We start from the raw sequence: 19,106 nt of genomic DNA on the forward strand, positions 1-19,106 counted from the left end.
AGTTGTTAGGAAAGTTTAAAAACTAACAATTCCTATAAGCCAAGACTTGCTGATATTTCCAGCATTCTCTCAATTGGTTTTCTAGCCTCTCTGATAATATGCTCAGGTACAGTAACTTCTGGAGATCCATTTTTTAAACACAGATACAATTTTTCCAAAGTATTTCTTTTCATATACGGGCAATCATTACATGCACAATTATTATTCGGCGGCGCCGGAATAAAAGTTTTTGTCGGATTTGCCTTTTCCATCTGGTGAATTATACCACTTTCTGTCGCTACAATAAATTCTTTCGCCTCACTTTTGATCGAATAATTTAACAATCCTGTCGTAGAACCAATATAATCTGCCATCTGCAATACAGCTTCCTCACATTCCGGATGCGCAATAAATTTTGCATTCGGATGGCGCTCTTTCAGCCTGGTTATTTTCTCTCTGGAAAATATTTCATGAACCATACAGGCACCATTCCACAAAACCAGGTCCCTGCCAGTTTTTTTCGCCACCCAGGCACCCAGATTTTTATCCGGACCAAAAATAATCTTCTGCTCTTTTGGCAGGCTTTCTACAATTTGAACTGCGTTGGTTGAGGTACAGACGATATCACTCATCGCTTTTAGCTCTGCCGTACAATTTACGTAGGTAATAACCAGGTGATCCGGATATTTCTCTTTAAACTTTTTAAACAAATGTGGAGGACAACTATCTGCTAATGAGCATCCTGCCTTTAAGTCAGGTAATAAAACCTTTTTTTCCGGAGATAGAATTTTAGCCGTTTCTGCCATAAAATGCACTCCTGCAAAAACAATCACATCTGCCTCTGTTCTGGCTGCTTCCTGAGAAAGCCCTAAACTGTCCCCAATATAGTCCGCAACATCCTGTATATCAGGTTCTTGGTAGTAGTGTGCCAGGATTATCGCATTTTTCTCTTTTTTTAGTTTTTCAATTTCCGCAAAAAGATCAAGTGTTGGGTCGATACTTTCTTCTACAAATCCTCTTCTGTTCAATTCTTCTAAGGTATCCATTTTCAACGTTTCAATAATTAATAATTATTTAATATAAATAGATTTCTATTGTTTATTAGTGTGTTAGTAATGTTTGTAACTCTGAGCTTTTTATTCGTTTTTATAACTTGTTCTATACTTATCAACAAATAAATCACTTTTTTTTTCAAAAAATGCGCTGATTAACAATTAGATATTTTTAAGATTAAAAACTTATCCATACTCAGATGTTTATTAGTTACTTGGTAGTAAAAAGTTAATAACTCATGCAAAGTTGCTGAAAAATAACTTAAAATATTGTGTCTAATTCTCATTTTACCTTAGCTTTAAACATTCTTAAATAGTTACTCTATTTATTTAGACAAGTAATCAACATATTTCTAACGTTGTTAACAACAAGGCGGATTTAGCACAATTCAATGAAGAATACAGACTTTTTAGTAATAGGATCGGGGATTGCGGGCTTGAGCTTCGCTTTAAAGGCCGCTAAACATGGTAAAGTTTTAATTATTACAAAATCAAATGAAGATGAATCCAATACAAAATATGCCCAGGGTGGCGTAGCTGTAGTTGTGGATAAAGATGATTCTTTTGAAAAACATATTCACGATACTTTAATTGCCGGTGATGGACTTTGCGATCCGGCAATTGTGGAAATCGTGGTGAAAGAAGGGCCTCAGCGTATCCAGGAGATCATAGATTACGGAATTAAATTTGACAAGGACCCCGCAGGTGTCTATGATCTTGCGAAGGAAGGGGGGCATTCAGAGCACCGTGTTTTACACTATAAAGACGTTACAGGGTACGAAATTGAGAGTGTTTTATTGAAGCAGATTCATGAGAATCCGAACATAGAGATATTAACACATTACTTTTGTTTGGAGTTAATTACCCAGCATCACCTCGGATTGTTTGTTGACAAGAGTACTAAAGTTATTAACTGTTTTGGTGTATATGCCTTTAACACAGAGCTTAACGATGTGGAAAAGATACTAGCAAAGGTAACTGTGCTGGCTTCTGGAGGAGCTGGACATGTGTATTCCAGCACTACAAATCCTGTAATTGCAACAGGTGATGGAATGGCAATGGTTTACCGTGCAAAGGGAAAATTGAGGAATATGGAGTTCATTCAGTTTCATCCTACCGCATTATACAACCCCGGAGAGTATCCATCCTTCTTAATATCGGAAGCAGTGAGGGGCTTTGGAGGCGTTCTGAGGCGTAAGAATGGTGATGAATTTATGTATGAATATGACGAAAGAGGGTCATTGGCACCACGTGATATTGTAGCCAGGGCGATAGATTCTGAGATGAAAAAATCGGGTGAAGATTTCGTTTATCTGGACATCAGGCACCGCTCAAAGACTGACATTCTGACACACTTTCCAAATATTTATGCGAAGTGTTTATCTATAGGTATAGACATGACTAAAGATTTAATTCCGGTTACTCCAGCTGCACATTATATGTGTGGTGGAATTTTAGTGGATGAATTCGGAAGATCTTCTATTCATAATTTATATGCTTGCGGAGAATGTTCTTCAACTGGATTACATGGAGCAAACCGGTTAGCTTCAAATTCTTTATTGGAAGCTCCTGTTTTTGCACACCGTATTTATCTGGATGCCATAGAAAAATTTAAAGACAGTGTTATTCCTGAAAATATTCCGGAGTGGAATGATCATGGGGTGGTTCAGTCTGATGAAGATATTCTGGTGACGCATAATTTGCGCGAAACTCAAAAACTCATGAGTGATTATGTAGGAATCGTTCGTTCAGATTTTAGACTGGACAGAGCGATGAGACGTTTATTTTTACTGCACGAAGAAACTGAAGAATTTTACAAAGCCAATAAAGTCTCTGTGAAATTATGTGAATTGAGAAATGTTATACAAGTTGCTTTCACAGTTATAAAATCTGCGAGGGCAAGAAAAGAAAGCAGGGGATTACATTATACAACTGATTATCCCGGTCATGCTGAAGAACTAATTGATACTATTTTTTAATATATATAGGAATATGCCCGTTATTTTACCGGTTTTAGATAAACACCCTAAATGGGGAGACAATTGTTTCATTGCGCCAAATGCAACTATAGTAGGGGATGTGACCATGGGAACTAATTGTTCCGTGTGGTTTAATGCTGTAATCAGAGGAGATGTAAACACAATTACAATCGGAAATGACAGTAATATTCAGGATGGTGCAGTGATCCATGCAACCTATCTTAAGGCAGCCACTACCATTGGTAACAGGGTATCTGTGGGGCATAATGCAATTGTACATGGCTGTATTCTTAAAGACCATGTACTGGTTGGAATGGGTGCGATCATCATGGATAATGCAGTTGTGGAAGAATATTGTATTATAGGAGCTGGGTCAGTTGTACTGGAAAATACAATTTGTGAGACTGGTTTTCTTTATGCAGGAACACCTGCAAAAAAAATAAAGCCCATTACTGAAGAGCAACGGGCTTTATTAAATAAGTTACCAGATAACTATATTATGTATTCGGACTGGTTCAGATAAACTATTTTTCCTTAGGTAAGGTAATGGTCTCATTTCTATCCCAGTTAGCCCGTATAGAGAGCTCTTTAGGCTCGTTATAGATGGTTTCCGGTTGTAAGCCCAGTTTTACATTACCAGTGTCCCAGACGCCATTTTTATTCGTGTCGTAGATAATTCTGATAAAGTATTTTCCGGCTCTGTAATTTGCAAATCTTACGGTGGTATCTCTGGATACCACCAAACTATTCACTAACGCTTTGGCTTCATTGGTAATTTCCAGCAAGAACTGTTTGTTGGGTTCGGGAACAATTATTTTAACCTGTAAAGTTCCATAATCATCTTTTTTGGCCAGCTGAAATTTCTTTAAGAACTCTTTGCTTTTAGTAGCAAACAGCCCCGTAAAAGCACCTTCACCAAACTTGATTTCATATATATTATTGGGTTGCCAAGGATACATAATGTGGTAAGCCAGGAAGTTTGCACTATCCTTTACAACTTTGAAATTTGTCTTGACCACAGAATCTTCCATCAAGGTTATTTTTGATGGATCTACGGCTTCAACCGGCATTCCAAAAGTCAAAGTAAATGGCTTATTAGGATTGATCAGGTTGGTTTCGATATTATCAGTTGCGACAACACTTCTTTTATAAGTATCTTTTTTTCCTCTGTTAAAAGTTACCGTTTGCAGTAATTTTCCATCATTAGTGACACTTATTTTAGTAGAATCAAAGCTTAAATCGGCTAACCAAACTTTTACAGAATCACCATTTTTATTGAATTTAACCAATTTAGTGGCATCCAGATTTTTGGGTTCCGTGACTACAATTTCTGGTTTTTTAAGTTTCTGATTAAAGTTCATCGAAATACTTCCATCCGCATTAAGCCTTCTATCATTGATCCTGAAAAGTATCGCGTCCTCTTTAAAGACCAGCATATTTACATTTTGTGTATCTTTTTTCAGTACAAGAGGCTCTTTAATAAAACCAATTTCATCAGAACTTTGCTGGTAAATTTTATCACTGCTTTGTTCTTTCAGTGCATACACTTTATAAGTATCTGCTCTTAAATTATTGATTTTATAATTCCCGCTGCTGTCTGTTAAGGTATAGATAGAAGCTTTCTTTTTTCCGAAGATACTGTCCCTGGATAGGGGCAGAACAAAAGCTACACCTTCGATCAGTGGTTTGCCTGTTTGAGATTCTTTGATGTTACCAGAAATACTTAAAGAGTCCAGGGAAGCACCAGTTGAAAAAACATAAGACAGATTTTTAATTACGTTTCCTTCATTCACATCACCAATAGCTTTTCCAAAATTTAGCGTGTAAGTTGTGTTCTTTTCCAGAGAATCAGTAAAAGTAATTTCCAGTGACTTGTCTTTAATTTTTAAAGTAGGCATGACCTCGACGTCCGGAGAAATGGAGAACTGTTTATATTGATCTGTCAATTTGAAATACTCATCAAACTGGATAATGATTTTCTTAGCCTTAAAATTTCTGGTTAAATTTTTCGGCGTCATGGAAAGCACTTTTGGCGGAGTTTTATCTTTTGGGCCTCCTTGAGGGCCCGGTCCAATGCTCGCGCAACCATATATCAGGGAAATTCCTGAAAATGTATAAAATAAACTCCTTGCAATCTTTAATAAGCTGTTTTTGGCCATTTATGTGCGATGTAATAGAATCTTTAACCTTTTTAATAACTATGATGTAAAAAGTCTGAAAGCTTCTTATATCGCTTTAAAATAAGCTGCTTTCAGACTGTATTATTTATGTTTGTAATTGATTGATTATCAATAAATTGTATTTTATTTGCTGATGTGTACCATCAAAACTGAAATGTCCGAAGGAGAAACACCGGAAATTCTTGATGCCTGCCCTAAAGTACGTGGTTTTATCTTCAATAATTTCTCTCTGGCCTCTTTTGACAGCGATCCTAATGAAGAATAATCAAAATCCGGATTGATATCTTTGTCTTCCATCTTTTGCATTTTGTTAACGATCTCCTGTTCTTTCAGGAAATAGCTTTCATACTTTACTTTGATCTCAGCCTGTTCAATAGTTTCCTGATCGAAAGGAGCCAGATATTCATCCAGGCTTTTGCTCACCTTTCTGAGATCGTCAATTCCAACCTGAGGCCTGCCCAGCACACTGACAATTTTAACATTTTGTGCTAAAGGTGTAGAACCTAAAGTTTCCAGCATATCATTAGCCTCAGTCATTTCGATTCCTTGCTTGCGCGTAAAGGCAACAATATTATCTGAGTTCGAAATTTTCTGATGAACAACCGCCAAACGTTCGTCGCTGATTAATCCTAAAGCATGGCCAATAGGGGAGAGCCTGATATCTGCATTATCCTGACGCAGTAATAATCTATGCTCAGCTCTGGAGGTAAACATACGATAAGGTTCTTCAGTTCCTTTCGTAACCAGGTCATCAATTAATACACCAATATAAGATTCTGAACGCTTCATAATTAATGGAGCTTTCTCATTTATTTTCAAGTGCGCATTAATCCCGGCAATGAAACCCTGACTTGCGGCTTCTTCATATCCGGTAGTTCCATTAATCTGTCCGGCGAAATACAGATTCTCAATTAACTTGGTTTCTAATGTCAATGACAATTGGGTAGGCGGGAAGTAATCGTATTCAATCGCATAACCCGGTCTGAACATTTTTGCATTTTCAAATCCTGGGATTTGAATTAAAGCTCTGTACTGAACATCTTCAGGTAATGATGTAGAAAATCCGTTAACATAAATTTCACAGGTATTCCATCCCTCAGGTTCAACAAAAATCTGATGTCTGTCTCTTTCTGCAAACCTGTTTATTTTATCTTCAATAGATGGACAGTACCTTGGACCAAGGCCTTTGATTCTGCCTGTAAACATTGGTGATTTCTCAAAACCTTCTTTCAAAGTTTCGTGTACATTACTATTTGTATAAGTGATCCAGCAGCATCTTTTTTCTGTTGGTCTTTCTACATTCGTATAAGAGAATCTTCCTGGGTTTTCATCACCCCATTGCTCTTCCATTAATGAATAATTCAGCGATCTTCCATCCACACGTGGGGGAGTACCTGTCTTCATTCTTCCAGCTTCGAATCCAATAGAAGTTAACTGTTCTGTAATTCCTGTAGCTGCTTTTTCACCAGTACGGCCACCACCAAATTTCTTCTCACCAATATGAATTAATCCATTCAAAAAAGTACCATTAGTCAGTACTACACTTTTAGCTTTGATCTCTACACCAATGGAAGTTTTAACTCCGGTCACTTTACTGTTTTCAATGATCAGACTGCTCACCATATCCTGCCAGAAATCTACATTTGGAGTGCGCTCTAAAGCAAGTCTCCATTCTTCCGCAAACCGCTTTCTGTCATTCTGCGCACGTGGGCTCCACATCGCAGGGCCCTTAGATAAATTGAGCATTCTAAACTGTAGGGTAGTCTTATCGCTGATGATTCCTGAGTAACCACCCATGGCATCAATCTCCCTTACAATTTGCCCTTTTGCCACACCGCCCATAGCAGGGTTGCAGCTCATCTGCGCAATTGTCTCCATATTCATGGTGACTAATAAAACGGAAGATCCCATGTTTGCTGCTGCTGCGGCCGCTTCACAACCTGCGTGTCCGGCACCTACAACAATCACATCATATTCTTTAAACATCTTATTTTATATTTATGTTCCACGTGAAACAAGCGCTGTATTTCTTGTTATGGAGTACTGGTGTTTCACGTGGAACGTTAATTTTTATGCTGGCTTAACGTTCTTGTTTAATCTTTTTAATGCCTTAGACAGCCTTATAATGACCTAAACTATTTCTTTAATTAAGTCGTTTTGTTTGTCTTCTCTGACAACTCTACCCAACGTTCCATGGTCTGTTCTAAAGTAGTATTTAGCTTTTCGATAGCTTTCGTTACTTCTTGTATTTCCATATAGTTAGCACTGTCAATGGAAAGCAGGGAATTAGTTAATTTATCAATTTCGTTTTCAGTCTCTGCAATTTTAGCTTCTGAATCATCTAATTCTTTCTGCTCTTTATAAGTTAATTTATTGGCAGGGATAGCAGCAGTTTTCTGTTCGGTTTTATTCGGTTTTGTTTCTGCTTTTTCTTTAGGTGTATCCAGGCTAATTCTATATTCAGAATAATTACCATTGTAAATACTAACTATTCCTTCTCCTTCCATAATGAATAATTGCTCACTCATTTTGTCTAGTAGATACCTATCATGGGAAACCAGGATCAGTACGCCGGGGAAGTTTTCCAGGAACTCTTCCAATACATTTAGAGTATCAATATCTAAATCATTGGTCGGCTCATCCAGGATCAGGAAGTTTGGATTTTGCATTAAAACCTTCATCAGGTGTAAACGCTTTTTCTCTCCACCACTTAGTTTTTCTACCATCCCGTGTTGCTTTTTGGGAGGGAAGAGGAATAACGTTAATAACTGAGAAGCGGAGATCATTGAGCCATCAGCCATCTTGATATATTCAGCATCCGATTTAACAATATCAATTACTCTTTCTTTTTCATTGAACGCTAAACCACCTTGTTTATAATAACCATAAACGGTAGTTTCTCCAGTGCTTACTTTACCTTTTTCAGGAATTTGAAAGCCTGTTATAATGTTCAGTAAAGTAGATTTTCCAGTTCCATTTTTTCCGGCTAAACCAATACGGTCTGCACGTTTGAATGTATAACTGAAATCATTGATTATTTTTTTCTCATCAAAAGACTGACCGATGTGATCCAGCTCCAGAATTTTATTTCCCTGGCGGGACATTTTCATGCTTAGGGTTACACTTCCTGTATCAGAACGTTGTTTAGTTTTACTTTCTAAATCATAAAAAGCATCTATTCTTGATTGAGATTTAGTAGTTCTTGCCGCAGGCATTCTGCGCATCCATTCTAATTCTTTTTTCAGGAGATTCTTATTTTTTTGGAAAGTACTCTCATCCGAAGCTTCGCGTTCTGATTTTTTTTCCAGGAAATAAGCGTAATTTCCATTGTAATTATAAATCTTACCTCTATCCAGCTCTACAATAGTATTACATACATTATCCAGAAAATACCTGTCATGCGTTACCAGTAAGATTGTTTTATTTCCTGAAGTCAGTAACTTTTCTAACCATTCAATAGTATCAATGTCCAGGTGATTCGTAGGCTCATCCAAGACATAAATCTCAGGATCTTCAATCAAAAGTTTAGCCAGGGCCAAACGTTTTTTCTGACCACCAGATAAAGTTGAAATTTTTTGTTGCAGATGGTTAATCCCCATACGGCTTAAAATCGTTTTGATTTCATGCTCATATTCCCAGGCATTGTGTTCGCTTAACTCTTCGTATAAACGGTTAAGTTTTTTTTCATCAGGGTTTGGGTCTTCAATCAGTTCTTCATATTCTTTGATTAACTGTTGCTGCTTATTGTCTGTAGAAAAAATAAAATCACTAATAGAATATCCATCCGGGAAGGAGGGTTCCTGATCCAGAAAACCAATCTTAACGAATTTATTTTTTACTATTTTCCCTTCCAGCGGCGTAAACCGCTCGGCCAGTAATTTTAATAGGGTGCTTTTACCAGCTCCGTTGATTCCAACCAGCGCTACGCGCTGACCAGTCTGGATGCCTAAGGTTAAATTTTTGAATAACCATTCATCATTGTAGGCATGGCCTAAATTTTCTGCTGCAATTAATGTGCTCAAAGTATATTTTTAACGAATTATCAGATAAGAAATTATCCGCAAAAGTAAGCAATATTTGTGGGTATAATATTCATGTGTTTAAACAACTAAATATTATATTACAATTCAGTAACCTACGGATTTATAAGTATATATAGAAAAAGTCCCGAAGCGAAGATTTGAAAAATCAGAATGATAAAATTATTGCGGAGAGGAGCTGTCGGGTAACCTGAAAAAGGAAGAATAGATTTTGTTAATCAGCACGCCCAAGCAGGTAATTATGAGGTCAAAAAGCAAAGATTTGCCAAAACAGGATAATTTAAATGACTAACGTCTTTAATATGCTGTTTTCGGCGCTTTATAGCCGATTTAAAGAAATTATTGCTGTTTTGAACAGATAAGTCTAAGAAATTTTAAAACGGGCTTATAACGCTTAAAATAAGGTCAGTGTTTTAGGACTCAAAATAAAAGTGTAACTTGTTGATTTACAGTATTTAGTGTTTTCGTCGTTAAGTGTAATCAGAACTATACAGCTGTTTTTGCCAATGCAGCGTTGAATAAAGCCAGATATTGATCTTCTTTCTGTGTCATCAGGGTTTTGGCTGCTTTTCCTTTATCCTTGTAACCTAACAAGTGTAAAGTACCATGAATAATTACCCTGCACAATTCATGCTGTACCGTGCTCTTAAATTCTTTTGCATTTTCCTGAATACGTTCTATGCTGATAAAGATATCTCCCTGAATAATTTCAGGAGCCTCTGAGTTATCAAAAGTGATCACATCAGTATAAGTATCATGATTTAGATATTGCTGGTTTATGGCCAGCAGATATTCGTCAGAGCACAGAATAAACGTTAACTCCTCCAGTTGAAAACCTTCTGCAATGATAGTCTCATTGATCCAGTTTCTGATTACTGTTTTATTTTTAAGGGTATACTTAACGTCTTCTAAAAAAAAATGTACTGCTGGTTTGCTCATGACTCACGATTTACGGCTGCAAATTTAGCAATTTAAAGTAGTCTGCTATTTTATTTTTGTAATAGTAATTCAGCGAAGGCGGCAATTTCTGTAATAATTCCTGTTCAGCAGCTTGTTTCTTTTTGAACTGTTCTAACAATTTAGGATAGGATGGAGGAAAGTCTTTTCCGGCTTTGCTTTCTCTTTTCTCATCTTCACTTTGTTCCCTGCTTGCTTTCTCAGCATCCAGTAATTTAGTCAGTACACCTTGCTGACGTTTAATCGTTGCGTCTTCCAGTCTTTTATTGATCAGGTCAGACTCTGTTGTTTTCATGTCTTTGATGACCTGGTTTAAATTCCCAAGACCACCACTTCCATCCTTATTTTGTTCTGTATTCAGTTTCTGTAAAGCTTCGCGGATCATCTGCTGCTGCTGCGCCATTTTTGCAAAACTTTCACTCATTTCCCCTTTAGGTACACTTCCTTGTTTGCCTTCTTTTTGAAGCTTTTGCCTGGCCTGCTCCATATTCTTGTTCAATTGCTGCTGCATTTGCTGAAGCTGCTGCATGGATTGTTTCCCTTTCCCTTTTCCGCCGGATTTAGAATTGCGCTTATTTTTTTCCAATTGTTCCAGTGCTTCATTCAGCATTAAAGCCAGGTTATTAATTGAAGTCATGGTGTACTGCTGATTTTTGACCGCTTCATAAGTTCTGCGTTCCGCCAGGTTTTCCAGACTTTTATCCAGATTGAAATTAATCTGCTGCATTTCTTCACCCACCGCACTCTGGATCTGAGGAATTCTTTTGCTCAACGCAGACAAGCTATCTGAAATCGTTTTTAAATTATCTTTTATTCCGCGTTGTAACTGGACATTGCCAACATAAGCAGGATCATTGAATGCCATTTTCTTTAAACTAAGCATCACTTTTTCCTGATCAAAAGAAGTTTTCAGCAAATGCTGAAGTAATAACCTTAATTCCTCTACCTGTAGATTATTTTCGGTTTCAGTGGCAGACTGCTGCTCTTCTTTAAGCTGATCAGCCATTTCCTGTAGTTGATCGCCCGCTTTTTGCTGCTGTTCTGAAGCCTTCTGCCTTTGGTTTTTCGTTAACTTTTCAAGACTTTGTTGTTGTTGTTGCTGAATTTGCTGTGCTGTTTTTTCCTGTGGTTGAAAAGGGTTAGGCCTTTCTAAAGCCTGGTTTTTAGCATCCAGTTCTTTCATCTCTTTTTTCAGGTCATTAAATTCCTGTTGTTGCTTTTCCTGTTTCTTTTGTAACTCATCCAGTGAATTCTTCTGGTCTTTAGTAGACTTGCTTAAATCCTTTTGAGCCTTGGCAAGGTCAGCTAAACGGTCGATCTTATTTTGCAGATTTTGCTCAAATTCCAATTGCTTATACAATTCCAGGATCCGGTCAAGTTCATTCTTTAAGGATTTATTATCCATGGTCATTTTGCTCAACTCCTGCTGCGTCTGATCTTTATTATTCTGGGTAACCAGGCTTTGCAGTTTTTCCAGCAGCTCTTTGGTTTTGGGATCAAGAACATTGTTAAACAAATCATCTATTTTTTTCTGCTTTTCTGCCAATTCTTTCTTTAAATCATCGTTCTCTGTAGAATTGAAAGTATTTTTCTGTTTAGCTTCCTGGATTTCCTTTACAACAGCCTCCAACTTTTTTTGCTTTTCCATTAACTGGCCAATATCTTTCTTATCCTCAAAAGTGAGCTCCTTTTTATCCAGTAATGTTTCTCCCAGTTTCTTGCTTTCTTTCTCGACCTGACCGGCCAGTTTAATTGCCGACTCCATTTTCTGTTTCAACTGGCTGCTTGCGGCATTTGTCTGTTTTTCCAGCTGACTGGCAGTAGGCTGCTCGTAAGTCCTGACCATGGTGCGACTTTTTTTAGGCCCGTTCACTGCATCATTATCCGCTACTTCCAGGTAATATTCCAGTATTTGACCAGGCTTGATCTCTATATTTTTGAGATTCCAGAAATAGAAGAAAGAATTCTCCAGTTGATTTGCTTTCACAGGAATACCAGTCTGTACTGTTTTTTTCGCGATACCATTTTCTTTAAGCGTATAAATGAATTTTAAAGCGCTGAAACCATGATCATCATGAATATTCCCCGTAAAATATAGCGCTTTACGGCTCAGTGAATCCGCAGTTTCTTTAACTTCTATCGCAGGAGAAAGATCTGCAATGACTTCAATTTTATGGCTGATCGAGTCCTGATGTACGGAAAATTCATTTTTAGGGACAACCCGGTAGTCCTGGCTTTTTTTAAGTACAGCTTTAAACTGTGCTGAATTATTTGCCACAGGGAGCTCCTGAAGCTGGTTGCCTAATGCAAATAACAATTGTTTCGTATTTTCAGTGGAGACTATCCAGGTGACAGCAGTACCTTCCGGTAGGGTTAAATCTCCTGCATTGGAAACCGTTTCGTTCTTTTTCTTCAAATAAGAAGGATAGCTCAAATGGGCTTCCATCGTTAATACAGCTGGTCTGGGTTTGACAGTCAGGGTATAGGGCCTGGAATCAAAACCACCTGCACTAAAGCGGATTTGCTGCGTCTTTTGCAGGTTTTTTAAAGTATACCGGAAACTACTATTTGTTTTTTTCTCCAGCTTAAATGTATTAAGGCCTTCTTTTAAATAGACTTCCTGCGGGAGCTGATCTCCGTCAATTTTAAGACTCAACTGTAAATCATCCCCTTGTGTAACTACCAAAGCCTTATTCAGCAGTACAAAATCAAAAGGGGCCACTGGTAAAATCTCCTGATCATACTTGACGAAGCTATTAGTTCCTTCTTTTAAAATAGCAGGAGCAACGATTCCAATAGCGATAATCAGCACCAGCGGAACTACAAAATACTTAATTAGTTTTTTATTATCCCCAAGGTTAATCGCTTTACTGAATGGAACAGGTGTTAATTCATTAATCTTCTGATCTATTCCTGCTAAAATTAATTGATTATGCTCAGGGGATAAATCTGCCAGTGCTTTAAGCTGTAAAGTATTCAGCAATTTATCACGTACAGGCTCAAAATGGTTTCCTATAAGTGTGGCCGACTCCTCTAAACTAATGGTCTTACTCAGCCTGAAATAGGCAAGAGCAGGTTTAATAATGCCAATGGTTATAGAAACCAGTAAGATCAGCAGATAAGAAAAGAAGAGGATGGTTTTAACCAGGGGAGCAGGATGCAGATAATACACCAGTACAAACAAGAAAAGATAAAGGGCAAATAAAAGGGCAAGCGTATAAATCAGACCATGAAGCAATTTATTGAGATAAAACTGCTGCCTGAATTCATTAATCTTTGAAATTAAAAGGCTGTAATTGCTATCCATTTCTGCTGTATAAAAGCCCGTTTAAGCCGTTTCTGAATTTAAAGATAGAAAAGCCTTGTACAGAGAACGAATGTAATTGCTGTTTTTTATGAAAAGGGGCAGGAAATGGCCTTTTTTTATTCTGGATAGATTTTAAAAGGCATAAAAAAAGCTTCCCGATATCTCATCAGGAAGCTTGTACGAATTATGGTTATAATAATCTAGATTACTTTAACATTGATCGCATTCAAACCTTTTTTACCGCTTTCAACATCGTATTCTACTTTGTCGTTTTCACGGATTTCATCGATAAGGCCTGTTGAATGTACAAAAATTTCGCTATCGCCATTCGCTGGTACGATAAATCCAAAACCTTTAGTTACATTGAAAAATTTTACTGTTCCTTCTTGCATTGTATTATGTATTAATAATTAAGTCTGCAATGTAGTAATTATTTTTTTATAATCTGCAAATGCTTCATTTTTTGATAAATATAATTTTTGACGATTTATTTTGAGGGTTTTCTCCCGATCACATCTACCGTAATTTCACTCGTATGAGGCACGCCAAGAGTGCTACCCGGTTTAATTATTAGTAAATTTTGCAGATATACGCTTATAATCCCTTCCAGAACTTTTTTTCTTGTTTCCCTGAATTCCGGAAGATTAGTGAAAAAATAACTTAATCTCATTTTTCCTTTTTCGTCTACAAGGACATTGAACTCATAAGCGAATTCTTTATAAGCATCCGGAATAACCAGCTTATATTGCGGATAGAGGTAATCATAGGCCTCCGTTCTGCCATTCAATTTATCGACACTGCTTAAACGTTCTACGGTAATCCGGTTATCGCGCGGACGCAAAGAGACCACTTGTCTGCCCGCAAATACACTGTCCCTCTGATCTGGATATTTGGTCGCTTTAGCCACCATTCTCTCAATAAAAAGGGTATCTGCTTTACTTGGGCGCTGTAACTTTCCGGCAGTAGTTTTTAATTTATTTTTGATATAATCATCGGCATAAAATGTCATGTTTACATCCGAACGGATATCATCTGCAATCTCTTTTTTAGTTACCTGAAGTCGTTGAAAAACAAGGCTGTCTTTGCTGATCAGCTTAAACCTGAACCATTCTTTCGCAAAATTAAAGACATCAGCATGGTCATGGTGTAAGTGAAACGGCTGCATAATTTTCTGAGCAGGATCATAAGCCCATACGGTATCAGCAGATTTAAACTGAATAATCCAGCTTGGTTCCTGCTGAAAACCAGATGTATCGAAAGATAACCCGTTGCTGAAACGGCGTTTTACTTCCGTATAGCGGATCCCTTTGACCGGAGTCACATCCAACTTTACATGTTCTGGTAATTTTTCTTTCTTCGCTTTCGTATTGCACGCGGTCAGTAACAGGCTGAAACTTACAAAAATAGACAGGGAGGTGATTGCTCTCATATAATAGACAACGCTTTTTTCCTGTAAATATATCAGGCTTTATTTGCTAATCATAACAAGGGTTGATAAAAGAAAAGCCCTTAAGCTATAAAAATATTGCTTAAGGGCTTAATAAAGGGAATAGACCCGATTATTTTTTAGGAAAAAGAATATCATTGATCCTGATCACCAGGTCATCATAATGTGCTTTTGTCAAGCTATCACCAGCCAAAGCCCTTGCTTTAGTTAGCGTTAACAGCGATTTCAATTCAGCTCTTACCAGCGGCCTGATATCCGACAAAGAAACATTAATAGGGGTAACACCATAATTAGCAAGGCCTTCAGCACTTGCTCCAGCCGGGGCATCCATTTCTTTAGTCATCAATTGCGTTAGCGTCTCTACATAGGAACGTTGTAAATTACGTTTAAAAGCATCCGGTCTGTTGGCAGAGAATATACTGGTTTTCAGATCCGTAAAAAGCTCAGGAAGCGTATATGCGCTTGCTGTACCATTCTTCGCCTCATTATCCAATAAACGCGCAATACGGCCAGGGGTCAATAAAAGATTTAATGTGCTGGTTTGTACCGCCTTAATCTTATTCAGGATCTGTCCGTTATCAAATTTATTCAGCTGTTCGTTATTAATCAGCCATACCGGAGTAGTAAACAGCTGCGTATTGAAAAATGCGATTGCTTCTCTTTGTTTAGCTTTAGACAAATAAGAATAAACAGTACCTTTCTGATCATTCGTTTTAAAATTTTCGCTCATTCCGCCAACATTGGCTCTTACATGGCCCATATATCTGCCATACTGGGTAATAACTTCATTATAGAGCTCTTTCAAATCACTAAAATCCTGCCCTTTCTGGTAAGTCCATATTTCTATATTCGGAAGGATCCGCTTTAAATTAGCGATACCATAAGTACTGGCTTTCATTGCATTATCTCCTAAATCCTCGCTTTGTAAGCGCGGGTCAAGACTGGTGCCCTGGCGGCCATAATAATACAAAGGATTACCTGCTTTAGCGACTGTCCATACATCCAGTTTTGCTCTTTCCTGTTTAGCAGTTAAGTTACCCGGAAACCAGGTATAGCCCCATTTAATAGACCATTTATCATATTCACCAATTTCAGGATGTAGTTTAGTTACCCCATCACCAGGTTGTGCGATATAGTTAAAACGTGCATAATCCATAATAGATGGCGCTGTTCCGTGTGTATTGGTAAAGGTTTTCGAACGAAGGGAATCTACCGGATAGGCATAACTTGAACCAAAATTATGAGGCAGGCCAAGCGTATGCCCAATTTCATGTGAAGAAACAAAACGGATCAGTTCACCCATTTGTTTATCATCAAATTTAGCTTTTCTGGCTGCCGGATTAACAGCCGCAGTTTGTACGAAATACCAGTTTCTAAGTAAATTCATTACATTATGGTACCAGCCAATATGTGTTTCGAGAATTTGTCCGGTACGTGGATCGGAAACATGAGGCCCATAAGCATTGGCGATATTTGAAGCAAAATAACGCACAACAGAGTACCTGGAATCCTCTACACTGAAATCAGGATCCTGTGCAGCAGTAGGAGCTTCCTTTCCGATAATGGCATTTTTAAATCCTGCTTCCTGAAAGGCAATCTGCCAGTCATTAATCCCCTGAATTAAATAAGGAATCCATTTTTTTGGAGTGGCCGGATCAATGTAAATTACAATTGGTTTAACAGGCTCTACCAATTCACCACGCATATAAGCCGCAGTATCCTTGGGAACCAGATTCCATCGGTGGATATAGGCCGTGCGTTCTGCTTTTTGGGCATCTGTACCGTAATCTGTTTGTGATTGGCCGAAATAACCTACCCGCGGGTCTGTTAATCTCGCTTTAACCGGTGTTTTTGGTAAAAGGAGCATCGAAGTATTGAATTCAAAAGTTACTGCACCAATACTATTGTCAATCGGAGATTCTGCCGATTTATAGGTTTTGCTGGTCACTACTTCGATATTTATAGGGAAAGTTTTGATCGTATCTACATAAGAACGCCCGGCATCCAGAGCGCTTGCTTTATAGGCTTTTCTTAAGGCATCAGTAGCGCCAATAGCCACGACATCACCGTTATAAAAATCGGTAACGTCAATTACTACACCTGTGGTATCTTTATTGTAAGCTTTAATCTCAAAGCTGGCAAGAATTGTAGACAGGTTCGAATTTTTAACAGATTGATACATATCTGAAGTGCTGTCGGCTCTTACAGAATAACTGGGTACACGGATAAAAACCTGCTTTCCGCGACGTTCCCATTGCCAAACCTGGTCATTTAATTCTTCTCCTCCATATTGCTGGTTGCCAACAGATACGCCGGATGGGACTTTATTTAAACGGGTAACGACAAGCATTTCACGGTTTAATAACGTATCAGGAATCTCGAAAAACCATTTATCATCCACTTTATAAGTTTTGAACAATCCATTTTTCGTTCTTGCTTTTGCAGTAATCACTTCAGAAAATGGCTTCAGCCCTTCCTTTTTGGGAGCTGGAATAGTGGGAGCGGGCGCCGCAGTTGCAGCTGTCTTTTTAGATTTTTTCTGTGCAGAAGCAGTTTCGCTGCATACCGCACCTAAAAAACACATACCGGCAATGGCCAGTAATTTAGTTTTTGAATTCATTGATAATAAAGAAATTTGGGGTTTGGGTTGAAGACGTAAAAATATCTATTGTCAGCTTAAAATAATGCAACGTAATTGCAACGTTACAAAATAGGCCGCAGTTTAAACGGAAGGGTATCTGTATTTTCAGAAAAAGCAATATATTCGGACTATATCAATGGTAAAGAGTGTAATGGAATTAAAAAAAGTGTACCGTGTTCAGTCGTTTTTCATTCCGGCATTGTTTATTTTACTGTTTCTTGAAGGCTGCTCCATGCAGCACCGGTTAGCTAAAAATGTCTCTCATTTTATAACGGATTCACCTATTCTCAATGACCATCTTGTCGGATTTGCCCTTTCTGAATCAGATCGTCAGGGGATGATTTATACGCAAAATGCAGACAAATATTTTATTCCTGCCTCTAATACCAAGTTATATACTTTTTATGCCGGGTTAAAAATGATACCGGATTCCATTCCTTCTATACGCTATATAGAACGCGGCGATTCACTTATTTTCTGGGGTACAGGAGACCCTTCTTTTTTGAAGCGGGGAATGCGCGAGGAGAAAACCTTCAAATTTTTAAGCAGCAGTACAAAGCAGTTGTTTTTTGCACCAGGCAGATATACAGGCAATGTTTATGGGCAGGGCTGGGCATGGGACGATTACAATGATGATACCCAGGCAGAAATAACCGAGCTGCCTATGATGGATAACCTGGCCGGATTTAAAAATGAAAAGGGGCGAATCACTGTTAATCCACATCATTTTAACGATTGCCTGGTGAAAGATAGCTTAACTCATCAAAAGGAATTCGGTGTGGTGAGAATGCTGGAAAAGAACGAATTTAAATATCCTTCAGGGGTTATTCCTGCTGATTTTAAACAGTTGGTTCCTTATCAAACAAGCACTTTAACTACATTGAATCTATTAAGAGATACTTTAGGACGCGATGTACAGCTCATCCAGCTGGAGATGCCGGTTACTGCAAAGACAATTTACAACAGCAAATCTGAAGATCTTTTCCGGGAGATGCTTTTGCCAAGCGATAATTTTATTGCCGAGCAGCTTCTACTGGTTTATTCGAATCAGTTTCAGCAGAAATTAAGCGGCACTGATGCGATCCGGTACGTTCTGGACAAATACCTGAAAGATTTGCCAGACCGTCCGCGCTGGGTAGATGGATCAGGGGTGTCGAGAATGAACCTGTTCAGCCCCAGGGATATGATTATGCTGCTGAAAATGATCGACAAAGAGGTAAACAACAGGGAAAAACTCTTCAGTATGCTTCCCGCCGGAGGTTTGCGGGGAACACTTAAAAATGCTTATCCTAAAACGTCACATCCTTTCGTATTTGCAAAAACCGGAACGTTTTCGAATAATTATAACCAGAGTGGTTATATCGTCACCAAAAGAGGAAAAACGCTGGTCTTTTCTTTCATGAATAACAATTTTATGACCCCTGTTAAAGAGTTAAAGGCAGAAATGGCCAAACTCATGGGGTACATCCACGATCAGTATTAACTTGATATTCTGGTTAGGGTTATGGCTGGGTACTGCAAGAC

At 38.1% G+C, this 19,106-nt stretch carries 12 protein-coding genes; 3 read left to right on the forward strand and 9 right to left on the reverse strand.

What is annotated here, in order from left to right:
- Positions 1–32: 32 nt before the first annotated feature.
- Positions 33–1,025 carry a quinolinate synthase NadA gene (gene nadA / locus HDE70_RS23835; RefSeq protein WP_183892038.1) on the reverse strand — a complete coding sequence of 331 codons (993 nt, stop codon included), beginning with the start codon at positions 1,023–1,025 and terminating at the stop codon, positions 33–35.
- A gap of 398 nt (positions 1,026–1,423) precedes the next feature.
- Here nadA and nadB point away from each other — a divergent pair, with 398 nt between their 5' ends.
- Together nadB and HDE70_RS23845 are read left to right on the forward strand one after the other, a co-directional pair.
- A complete protein-coding gene (gene nadB / locus HDE70_RS23840; RefSeq protein WP_183869255.1) occupies positions 1,424–3,010 on the forward strand; it encodes an L-aspartate oxidase in 1,587 nt (528 codons plus the stop codon).
- Positions 3,011–3,023: 13 nt separating this feature from the next.
- The gene (locus HDE70_RS23845; protein WP_183869254.1) at positions 3,024–3,533 is read left to right on the forward strand and encodes a gamma carbonic anhydrase family protein; all 510 of its coding nucleotides are present in this window, start codon (positions 3,024–3,026) and stop codon (positions 3,531–3,533) included.
- 1 nt (position 3,534) lies between these two features.
- Here the strand turns inward: HDE70_RS23845 and HDE70_RS23850 are convergent, their stop codons facing one another.
- The 8 genes from HDE70_RS23850 to HDE70_RS23885 all read right to left on the reverse strand — a co-directional run bounded on the left by HDE70_RS23850 (position 3,535) and on the right by HDE70_RS23885 (position 17,561).
- Positions 3,535–5,169 (reverse strand): Ig-like domain-containing domain, encoded by a 1,635-nt coding sequence (locus HDE70_RS23850; protein ID WP_183892039.1) that lies wholly within the window; start codon positions 5,167–5,169, stop codon positions 3,535–3,537.
- Positions 5,170–5,313: 144 nt separating this feature from the next.
- Positions 5,314–7,176 carry a tRNA uridine-5-carboxymethylaminomethyl(34) synthesis enzyme MnmG gene (mnmG, locus tag HDE70_RS23855; protein ID WP_183892040.1) on the reverse strand — a complete coding sequence of 621 codons (1,863 nt, stop codon included), beginning with the start codon at positions 7,174–7,176 and terminating at the stop codon, positions 5,314–5,316.
- A gap of 161 nt (positions 7,177–7,337) precedes the next feature.
- Entirely contained in the window at positions 7,338–9,212 is a 1,875-nt protein-coding gene (locus HDE70_RS23860; RefSeq protein WP_183892041.1) for an ABC-F family ATP-binding cassette domain-containing protein, read from the reverse strand.
- A 504-nt stretch (positions 9,213–9,716) separates the two neighbouring features.
- On the reverse strand, positions 9,717–10,169 hold the full coding sequence (gene ybeY / locus HDE70_RS23865) for an rRNA maturation RNase YbeY (protein WP_183869250.1): 453 nt from the start codon (positions 10,167–10,169) through the stop codon (positions 9,717–9,719).
- Between the two features lie 10 nt (positions 10,170–10,179).
- On the reverse strand, positions 10,180–13,494 hold the full coding sequence (locus HDE70_RS23870) for a hypothetical protein (protein WP_183892042.1): 3,315 nt from the start codon (positions 13,492–13,494) through the stop codon (positions 10,180–10,182).
- Between the two features lie 200 nt (positions 13,495–13,694).
- Positions 13,695–13,886 carry a cold-shock protein gene (locus HDE70_RS23875; protein WP_037441187.1) on the reverse strand — a complete coding sequence of 64 codons (192 nt, stop codon included), beginning with the start codon at positions 13,884–13,886 and terminating at the stop codon, positions 13,695–13,697.
- Between the two features lie 95 nt (positions 13,887–13,981).
- Entirely contained in the window at positions 13,982–14,923 is a 942-nt protein-coding gene (locus HDE70_RS23880) for a hypothetical protein (RefSeq protein ID WP_183869248.1), read from the reverse strand.
- 130 nt (positions 14,924–15,053) lie between these two features.
- Positions 15,054–17,561 carry a zinc-dependent metalloprotease gene (locus tag HDE70_RS23885; RefSeq protein ID WP_183892043.1) on the reverse strand — a complete coding sequence of 836 codons (2,508 nt, stop codon included), beginning with the start codon at positions 17,559–17,561 and terminating at the stop codon, positions 15,054–15,056.
- Positions 17,562–17,718: 157 nt separating this feature from the next.
- Here HDE70_RS23885 and HDE70_RS23890 point away from each other — a divergent pair, with 157 nt between their 5' ends.
- Positions 17,719–19,065 (forward strand): D-alanyl-D-alanine carboxypeptidase, encoded by a 1,347-nt coding sequence (locus HDE70_RS23890; RefSeq protein WP_260162063.1) that lies wholly within the window; start codon positions 17,719–17,721, stop codon positions 19,063–19,065.
- The last annotated feature ends 41 nt before the right edge of the window (positions 19,066–19,106 follow it).

The sequence above is a fragment of the Pedobacter cryoconitis genome (assembly GCF_014200595.1).
Lineage (GTDB): Bacteria > Bacteroidota > Bacteroidia > Sphingobacteriales > Sphingobacteriaceae > Pedobacter > Pedobacter cryoconitis_C.